The following is an 8,839-nucleotide window of genomic DNA, read 5'->3' as shown; positions in this document are numbered from 1 at the left end:
TATAAACCCCTCGTAACTTAGGGCTTATGCGCGAAAAACAACAAACAACAGATAACTTTATCGCTTATCAGCAAGAACAAAACAAGTGATGAGAGTAGAAAGAACGACATTTAGGGATAGTAATGCAGTTTTTTGCTCAACAATACAAAACTCTAGATCAAAATAGCCTTTTGCTTCGATTTGCTGTAAGATGCCAAACTCTTTTCACAAAAATGCACCCGTGGCTCAGCTGGATAGAGCAACTGGCTACGAACCAGTAGGTCGGGCGTTCGAATCGCTCCGGGTGCACATTTCTCTAAATTTCAAGTGATACTGGATTTAATACTGACAAAATTATATAGATTACGAGATAAACTTTTTTCGTTGGAGGTTAGAATTTTCCATGCAAGAACCCTTAAATATCTGCTTTGGCGCAGTTGAGCCTTCGCTCGCTCTAGAAACAAAGATTAAAGAAAAAGTTTCGAAACTAGAGCGTTTTTGCGCGGACATAATTAGCTGCAATGTAACTCTCGACAAACCGCATCGCCATAGCCATAAGGGGGAGATATATTCGGTACATTTAGTAATCCATGTTCCAGGACGAGAGATAGCAATTAATCGCTCTCCGGATGAGTGCCAGGAACATGAGGACGTATACGTCGCCATTCGCGACGCGTTTGAAAAAGCCGAGCGATTGCTTAGAGAATATGTACAGTTACGTCGTGGCCAGGTAAAATCACACGCGCAGCCATAAGAAAGAGTAGCAAATGTGAAAGAAGATAAGGCGCTTTTTGAGGCATATGAGGATTTTATTCCAGCCGATTGCGCCGAATCGGAAAAGCGCCTGATGATTGCTGTCCTGTGTGCGGCCATACACGACATAAGAGAGGAAGACAAGAATCGCCAGAAATCAAAACAAATTCGACGAGATGCTCGTCGCTTTTTCCTCGAAAACGACAGCCAATATCTATTTTCGTTTAGGAATATTTGCGAGCAACTGAACATTCCTCAGGAATCAATATTAACCGCACTAGGCTTTAGCGATCGAGAGCTTCTCCAAATCAGGGAGGCTTTAGATTCATTGCCAGAAAAAGCCAAATAGATAGTGACGACCTTGCTGCGCCGAACAATAGGCGTTATCTCAATTTTGTTCTTCCTCGTATTGCCGCACGAGCTGGGACATCTCATTGCTGCAAAACTAACAGGAATCGGCGTTATGCGATTTTCCGTTGGTTTTGGTCCCATCGTAGCCTCAACCTGGTTAGGCAATACGGAAGTTTGCCTATCTCTCCTGCCATTGGGTGGCTATGTAATGTTGGTAGACCAAGGCGCACTCGCTGGATGGACGAATGAGCAAATTGTTAATTTGCAATTAGAACAGCCAAACGTATGGAAAATGTTAATCACTCCAGAACGATGGCTTTCACACAAATCGCCAGGAATTCAGTTCATAGTTGCACTGGCTGGCTCGTGCATGAACTTTCTAATGGTGTTAGCATCTATGCCATATCTCTTCTCCTTTGCGCGCAAGGGAGAACTAACTATAGAATCGTTCGAACTTGGCGAGCAAAAAGGCAGGGGATTAATTGGGCCAATAGGCATCATAAAAATGGCATCTAGCGCTTGCGACAAGGGTTTCATAACTGCCTGGATGCTAGCGGTAAGATTTTCGGTTGGCATCGGCCTGTTGCAACTCGTTCCAATACCGTTTTTTGATGGGCAACACGCATTTAACGCCTTAGCAGTGACATTGTCGTCAGACCTTAGCTTTATGGAATTTGCTACAGCAATACTACAAATAGGCATAGCCATCTTGTTAACCCGGTTACTTTACGTCGCTGCAATAAAAAAACTTAGACTTCTGCGCGAGTTCCTAAATATTTCACCGCTTCACTTTAACGATATGCTTAGAGAGCTAACTCATTCCATTTTCTCCCGCCGTTAACATGACAGCAATAGGCAGATTATCGAAAAGAAAATTCAACATACTACTTGCAAAATCCAAAATGAGTGTTCAAATATAAGGTTCAAAAAAGGTTGTGGCTAGTTTCCATAGACTTAAATATTATTGATTTGCTCGGTTGTTGCACAAGACTTGCTTTACCTCGCGCACTAGACAAACCGGCAAGAAAAGATATACCGTTTCCAAAAAGTAAGTTAAATATTTTACTTTTTGGAAACGGTATTTGTTGTTTATTGGCAAGTGTTTACGCACTTGCTGTTTATACCATTTACAAAAATCCTTTTTGCAAATGGTATAAATGATGATTTCTGGGTAACTCTTAAAGAAAAAGGGAAACACGCACGATGATTCGAGTGGAGAATGTTACTAGAACTTATGGGGAACTGGTCGCTGTAAACGACATCTCCTTTTCAATCCCAAGAGGTCAAATAGTTGGACTATTGGGACATAACGGTGCAGGAAAGAGCACTACTTTAAAGATGCTAACTGGCTATCTCGAACCAAATAGCGGTTCTATAGTGCTTAATGGAATCGATATTAAAAAGGATCGACATGGTGCTACTAGTTGCGTTGGATATTTGCCAGAAAACTGCCCGCTCTACTCAGAGATGACGGTTATAGATTATCTTGGCTATATTGCTGAACTACGCAGTTTGCCTGAAGGACAGCGACTTAGGCAAATTAAGAGCGTAATCGCTAGAACTCATTTAGAGGAAAAAGCTTGCGTGCCAATTGCAACTTTATCTAAAGGGTATCGCCAACGAGTTGGCATTGCCCAAGCTATCATCCATGACCCTGATATCCTCGTCCTAGACGAACCCACTAGCGGACTGGATCCTTCGCAAATTCACGAGATTCGGGATTTAATAAAACAACTCAGCAAGCATGCTACGGTTATTCTTTCGACGCACATATTGCAAGAGGTAGAAGCAATTTGTAACCGCGTTATTATTATCATGAACGGCAAAATCGCTAAGGATGCTTCACTAGAGGAACTAACCCAGTCGAATCGGCTAGTATTAACGGTCGAGTCGAACCGAGACATCACTAGCGACATTTCAGAAAAAGGCAAGCTGACAGTATCGAACGTGGTGCGCGAAAATGGTTTTAGTCGTTACGTGCTAGATGTCCAGGGCAATCCCTACGAAGTTGCCCCCGCAATAGCTGAAAAAGTAATAAGGAATGGTTGCAGGCTTCTTGAGTTGCATCCAGAATACAAAGATCTTGAATCGGTCTTTCGTGAATTGAGTTCGCATGGTGGAGGACGGTCGCATGTTTAATCGCATTTTATCTGTTACTAGAAAGGAGTTTTCTTCCTACTTTGCCTCGCCTTTGGCATTTATATTTTTAGGCACTTTTCTAGCGGTAACGCTTTTTGTCTTTTTTTGGGTAGAAACCTTTTTTGCCCGCAACATCGTCGATGTTAGACCGCTATTTGAATGGATGCCAATTTTGTTAATTTTCCTCGTCGCTGCACTCACCATGAGAATGTGGAGCGAAGAGCGCCGCATGGGGACACTTGAAATTCTGCTAACTCTACCTGTGTCAACTCCTCAGTTGGTGATTGGAAAGTTTTTAGCATGTCTTGCGCTAGTGTCCGTAGCAATGCTTCTTACAGTTCCACTTCCTATAACTATTTCTTTTATGGGCAACCTCGACTGGGGTCCGGTAATCGGCGCTTACATAGCCTCGATTCTTTTGGCGGGTGCGTACCTTTCGATAGGGCTTTTTATGAGCTCGAGAACAGACAATCAAATCGTAAGCCTAATACTAACATCGCTAGTGTGCTTTCTCTTTTTCATATTAGGATCAGATAATATAACTGCTTTTTTTGGTAGAAATATAGGTGAGTTTTTACAAGCTCTAGGAACGGGCTCTCGCTTTGAATCGATTACTAGAGGAGTGCTAGATTTTAGGGATTTGTACTATTATTTAAGTATAATGGGCGTTTTTCTATGTCTTAACGTCTATATTTTAGAAAAGTATAGCTGGTCGTTACCTACGGCAGACAATCGATCGAACCATTCCTTTTGGAAGTTGAGCACTGCGCTACTCGCTCTAAATTTTATCATTGGCAACTTCTGGCTTAAGGAAGTTCATGTTGTTCGAGCCGATCTTACCAAAGGGAATCTATACTCAATATCAGATGCGACAAAGCGCTTCATTGGCCAACTTCAGGAGCCATTGCTAATACGCGGCTATTTTAGTTCGCGCACACATCCGCTTTTATCTCCACTGGTTCCGCAAATAAAGAATTTAATTCGGGAGTACGAGGTTGCTGGCGATGGAAGAGTTCGAGCTGAATTTATCGATCCGCGTGAAAATCCCGACCTCGAGGAAGAGGCGAACCAAAAATACAGCATTAAACCCGTGCCGTTTCAAATGGCCGACAAATACCAAGCGTCGATCGTTAATTCTTACTTCAATGTCGTAGTGCAATATGGCGACAAATTTGAAGTATTGGATTTTGAAGATTTGATAGAAGTTAAGGCTCGCAGTGCAGCCGATATAGATGTGCAGCTGAGGAACCCAGAGTACGACATCACTAGAAGCATAAAAAAAGTTCTATATGGCTTTCAGGATGTCGACAGCCTGTTTGCAAGTCTAAAATCTCCTGTGGTCTTTAAAGCCTACGTTTCGAGCAAGGACAAACTGCCAGACCAATTACAAAAGTTTAACACCGAACTAGAGTCTCTACTTGAGAGTCTAAAAAAACAGTCAAAAGGCTCGTTTGATTACTCGTTTGTGGAACCCGAGGCAAAGGGAGGAGCGGTAGCAAAGGACATAGCTAAAAAGTACGGTTTTCAACCCATGCTTGCTAGCTTCCTAGATCCTCAGCCGTTTTACTTCTACCTCACCTTAGAAAGTGGCGAGAAAGTTGTGCAGTTGGGGTTACCAGAAAATCTCGACAAGGATTCAGCCAAGAAAAACATAGAAGCTGGCTTAAAGAGGTTTTCTAGTGGTTTTCTAAAGGCTATTGGAATTCATGCTAAGGGAGAAGCCGCGCAGTCGCCTTTCCCTGGAATGCGCCCTGGTGGCGGAAAGCAGTTTCGCTTGGTGCGCGAGAAGCTTCAGCAATCTTACGATGTAAACGAAGTCAATTTAGAAAGCGGGTCTGTATCTAGCGACGTCGATTTATTAGCCATTGTTGCGCCGAAAGATTTAAAGGAAAAGGAGTTGTTTGCTATAGACCAGTTTCTAATGAAAGGTGGTACTTTAGTACTAGCCACTTCTCCGGTATCTGTTGCGCGCTCGGAAATGCTTTCCGTGGCGAAACATAGCTCAGGAATTGGCGACTGGCTCAAGCACAATGGGTTTTCAATGGAGGAGTCTCTCGTCATGGACGAGCAGAACGAGAACTATCCTGTGCCAGTTATGCGAAATATCGGGGGGTTAAGCGTTCAAGAAATCAGCATGGTTCCCTATCCCCCATTTGTCGACATAAGATCCGAGGGCATGAACACAGAAAACTCCATTACTAGCGGCATTCCGCAAATAACGCTTAATTGGCCTTCGCCAATCACGGTGGATACCGATAAGAACAGCAACAGAGTTGTAAGTACGCTTTTAAGCAGTTCTTCTCGCTCATGGGTTACTAGCGAATTGGAGATTCAGCCTAACTTCGACATGTACCCCAATCTCGGATTTGCAAAAACAGACAAAAAAGGGCCCTTTACTTTGGCTCTCGTTGCCGAGGGCGAATTTACTTCCTACTTCAAAGGCAAGGAGTCTCCACTGCTAAAGAAGGAAGAAGAGAGCGGCGAAGAGACGCCAGCCGATGGCGAGAAGAAGAAGGAAGAAGAGAAGTTGGTGGTTACATCGGTTCTCGAAAAATCTCCTCAATCTGGTCGGATAATCTTAATTTCCTCAAATGAATTTCTTAGCGACGATACGCTTAATATTTCCGCAGCCATCGGAAGCAGTCGCTATCTTAATTCGCTACAACTAATAGAAAACGCCATAGATTGGTCGCTCGAAGATCGCGGGCTTCTAGCTATACGAGGCAGGGCGCATTTCGGACAAACGCTTGAATCCATGACGGAGGGGAAAATATTGTTCTGGGAATATTTTAACTACGCGCTCGCGTTCGCGGGGCTTTTAATCGTCTATGCCTTACATCGGTTCTTGTTAAGAAAGAGAACTGTTTATTATACATCTGTGCTTTCACCTCAAGGAGCGTAGTTATGAAATCAATTCGATTACTCGGCATAATTCTCGCAATTCAAGTCATTCTCATCGTCTTTATGCACTTAGGAGGTGATGAGCTAGCAACTTACGTAGCTAACCAACCATTAATGGCGTTTAACGATAAGATCGTTGACAGGATAGTTATTGAGGAAAAAGAAAAGTCGCCTTTAATAATTGCTAAAGGCGAAAATGGCTGGCTATTGCCCGAAAATCACGACTTTCCTATCGAAAAGACAAAGTTAGACGGGATATTGAACAGCATAAACCAAATAAAGAGGCCGTATGCAGTGGGAAACACAGAATTAGCCGCTAAAAAGCTTCGCGTTGCATCCGATGATTTTGAGAAGAAGGTAGTGTTTTACCAAAAGGAACAGCCTGTTGGCAGTCTTTTCATGGGAACGTCTCCCGTCTACAAGAAGGTTCACGTGCGAGTTAACGAGGAGGCGGAGATATTTGAAGTTCCCTTTGATAGTTACGCATTAAACGCTGACAAATCAAATTGGCAAGATAATGCGTACTTGCATTTAGATAAGGAGAGTATAGCAAAGCTTTCGCTTAATGGATTCGTGCTAGAAAGAAAAGAAGGCGCGGCTTTTGCGGTAAGCAAGCTAAGTGAAAATGAAAGCACTAGGAGCGATAAGGCAAATGAATTACTTGAAAAGGTAAGCAATATTAGTTTTTCGGATGTTATCGGCAAGGAGCCTAAGCCTGAGCACAAGGATTATCAAGAAGTTTTAAGTTACACTGTGGGGCTAAAATCAGAAAAGACTAGAGAGTACAAGTTTCGTGCTAAGGACAAGGAAGCGACTGATTACGTCCTAAAAATATCCGATGATCCGTATTACTTTGAAGTAAAAAAATATGTAGTAGAGGATCTCGAAAAGGCCAAACGAGAAGATTTGATTGAAGTGAAAGCCGCGCTTCAACAAACGGAAATTCAAGAGCAAGCTATAACTACAACTCAGACCGAGAAAAAAGCAGAAGAAGAGGCAGCCACTACTGCCGAAATAGTAGAAAGCAAAGTTACAGAAAATTAGCGCACTTGCTAGTTTTCTCCTTTCTTTTGTTTCTCCAGATGCCCTGAACTTGCGAACGGGGCAAACGATGGTTACTAATTATACTGTCCGACAAAAAAACAGACTTTCGGGACAGGTTAAGTTAGTGAATTAGCATGGAGAATTAAAGATATGTTATTAGGACGTTATTCTGCTCAGCCATTCGATCTACTTCGAACGGAAGTCGATCGTTTATTTGACGATTTTACGAGAACTAAGCCCTCGAGAAATATTTCAACTTCATTCCGCAAGGGTTTAAGACCTGCATTAAATGTCTGGGAGAATCAGGAATGCTATTACGTGGAGGCCGAATGTCCTGGTTTAGCCATTGAGGACATTGAGTTATCAGTGACCGGCAATCAGCTCAACATAAGCGCTGAACAAAAGCAAAAAGTGGAAGACGAGAAGGGAGTTGAATTTCACCGACGGGAAAGACAGACTGGGTCGTTTAATAGAGTCATCACGTTTTCAACAGACGTCGATGCACAAAAGGTGAGTGCTTCAATAAAAAACGGCGTCTTAACGATTCAAGTTCCAAAGGCAGAGTCTGCAAAGCCGCGAAAAATTGAAGTTCGCAGTCAGTAAGAACTGGGTAAGGATTTTTTTAACGAGGTAAAAAGAGTATGAGCACGGAAGTAAGCAACAATAATTCGCAGCTATCTCAAGAGGCCACCCCTAGAGAGGGAACGCGAGGTGGGAGGTTTTATAGGCCAAGTGTTGATATTGTTGAGACAAAGGAGGAGCTATTGCTAAAGTGCGATATGCCTGGGACGAGTGCCGAGCATATTTCGCTAGCATATGAGAATGGTGCCTTGACGTTACATGGAGCTGTGCCAGCGCGACAACCCAAGGATATGACTTATCTCTTGCAGGAATATGGCATTGGCGACTTTCACCGCGAGTTTCAGGTGAACGAGGCTATAGATTCTAGTCGAATCTCAGCAGAATACACTAACGGCGTTTTAGTGGTGCGTCTTCCTAAGGCAGAGGCGGCGAAGCCAAGAAAGATAGAAGTTAGAAACATATAGTGTTCTGATAATAACTACATGCGACAAGGAGAAAAGAAAGATGGGAATAATACCTGGAAGAAAGAAAACTGACGTTGCAGTGCGAAAGGAACAGCTAGAGCCAACGCTCGGTCAATTTAGACATGAGATGAACAGCTTATTTGATAATTTTTTTCGAGATCCCTGGTCGATATTCGGCACTGGGGCTGAAACCCGTGGATTGGGTGCTTGGATTCCTTCCCTAGACATGAGCGAGGATGAGAAGCAGGTAAAAGTCACGATGGAGGTTCCGGGAATAGATCCAGAACACATCGACATATCGGTAACTGGAAATACTCTAACTGTCTCAGGTGAGAAGCGAGAAGAGAAGGAGGACAAGGGCAAGGATTTTTATCACACCGAACGCCACTATGGCTCCTTTAAGCGCACAGTTGAGTTGCCAGACAATGCAGATATGGAGAGCATCAAGGCTGACTACAAAAATGGCGTGCTAACGCTTTCGGCTGATAAAACAGGTGACGTCACTAAAAAACGTATAGCTATTTCTAAGCGCTAAAGGCCCGGTTCAAAAGCTCTGGCTTTCCAACAGACAATCCGAGTGGGGTGTTTCTTGTCTCCTCTGGAACTTTAAGGAACATCCCACTTTT

Annotated in this window: 9 protein-coding genes and 1 tRNA gene; all 10 read left to right on the top strand. The window is 43.2% G+C overall.

Translation table 11 applies throughout. The features are described from left to right. Positions 1 to 214 precede the first annotated feature (214 nt). The 10 genes from IT291_00265 to IT291_00220 all read left to right on the top strand — a co-directional run bounded on the left by IT291_00265 (position 215) and on the right by IT291_00220 (position 8,748). Positions 215 to 288, top strand: a tRNA-Arg gene (locus IT291_00265). A gap of 94 nt (positions 289 to 382) precedes the next feature. Then, complete coding sequence (locus IT291_00260) at positions 383 to 733, top strand: ribosome-associated translation inhibitor RaiA (GenBank protein ID MCC6219654.1); 351 nt, start codon at positions 383 to 385, stop codon at positions 731 to 733. Positions 734 to 748: 15 nt separating this feature from the next. After that, positions 749 to 1,081, top strand: a complete 333-nt coding sequence (locus IT291_00255; protein ID MCC6219653.1) for a hypothetical protein — start codon at positions 749 to 751, stop codon at positions 1,079 to 1,081. A gap of 3 nt (positions 1,082 to 1,084) precedes the next feature. Next, positions 1,085 to 1,924 carry a site-2 protease family protein gene (locus IT291_00250; GenBank protein MCC6219652.1) on the top strand — a complete coding sequence of 280 codons (840 nt, stop codon included), beginning with the start codon at positions 1,085 to 1,087 and terminating at the stop codon, positions 1,922 to 1,924. A gap of 362 nt (positions 1,925 to 2,286) precedes the next feature. After that, complete coding sequence (locus IT291_00245) at positions 2,287 to 3,222, top strand: ATP-binding cassette domain-containing protein (protein ID MCC6219651.1); 936 nt, start codon at positions 2,287 to 2,289, stop codon at positions 3,220 to 3,222. After that, complete coding sequence (locus tag IT291_00240) at positions 3,215 to 6,124, top strand: Gldg family protein (GenBank protein ID MCC6219650.1); 2,910 nt, start codon at positions 3,215 to 3,217, stop codon at positions 6,122 to 6,124. Before IT291_00245 ends, IT291_00240 begins: the two co-directional genes overlap by 8 nt. 2 nt (positions 6,125 to 6,126) lie before the next feature. Then, positions 6,127 to 7,167, top strand: coding sequence for a DUF4340 domain-containing protein (locus IT291_00235; protein ID MCC6219649.1), 1,041 nt, complete (start codon positions 6,127 to 6,129; stop codon positions 7,165 to 7,167). A gap of 150 nt (positions 7,168 to 7,317) precedes the next feature. Beyond that, positions 7,318 to 7,770, top strand: coding sequence for an Hsp20/alpha crystallin family protein (locus tag IT291_00230; protein ID MCC6219648.1), 453 nt, complete (start codon positions 7,318 to 7,320; stop codon positions 7,768 to 7,770). Between the two features lie 38 nt (positions 7,771 to 7,808). Then, positions 7,809 to 8,213: an Hsp20/alpha crystallin family protein gene (locus tag IT291_00225; GenBank protein ID MCC6219647.1), complete on the top strand. Its 405-nt coding sequence runs from the start codon at positions 7,809 to 7,811 to the stop codon at positions 8,211 to 8,213. Between the two features lie 40 nt (positions 8,214 to 8,253). Then, entirely contained in the window at positions 8,254 to 8,748 is a 495-nt protein-coding gene (locus tag IT291_00220) for an Hsp20/alpha crystallin family protein (GenBank protein MCC6219646.1), read from the top strand. The last annotated feature ends 91 nt before the right edge of the window (positions 8,749 to 8,839 follow it).

This window comes from Deltaproteobacteria bacterium (assembly GCA_020845775.1).
Taxonomy (GTDB): domain Bacteria; phylum Bdellovibrionota_C; class UBA2361; order SZUA-149; family JADLFC01; genus JADLFC01.
The sequence above is the reverse complement of the archived record's forward strand: the minus strand, read 5'-3'. Positions and strand labels throughout refer to the sequence as shown.

Coding starts and splice junctions, on each gene's coding strand:
- IT291_00240 (MCC6219650.1), top strand. CDS start 3,215: ATGTTTAATCGCATTTTATCTGTTACTAGAAAGGAGTTTTCTTCCTAC.
- IT291_00235 (MCC6219649.1), top strand. CDS start 6,127: ATGAAATCAATTCGATTACTCGGCATAATTCTCGCAATTCAAGTCATT.
- IT291_00245 (MCC6219651.1), top strand. CDS start 2,287: ATGATTCGAGTGGAGAATGTTACTAGAACTTATGGGGAACTGGTCGCT.
- IT291_00230 (MCC6219648.1), top strand. CDS start 7,318: ATGTTATTAGGACGTTATTCTGCTCAGCCATTCGATCTACTTCGAACG.
- IT291_00260 (MCC6219654.1), top strand. CDS start 383: ATGCAAGAACCCTTAAATATCTGCTTTGGCGCAGTTGAGCCTTCGCTC.
- IT291_00220 (MCC6219646.1), top strand. CDS start 8,254: ATGGGAATAATACCTGGAAGAAAGAAAACTGACGTTGCAGTGCGAAAG.
- IT291_00225 (MCC6219647.1), top strand. CDS start 7,809: ATGAGCACGGAAGTAAGCAACAATAATTCGCAGCTATCTCAAGAGGCC.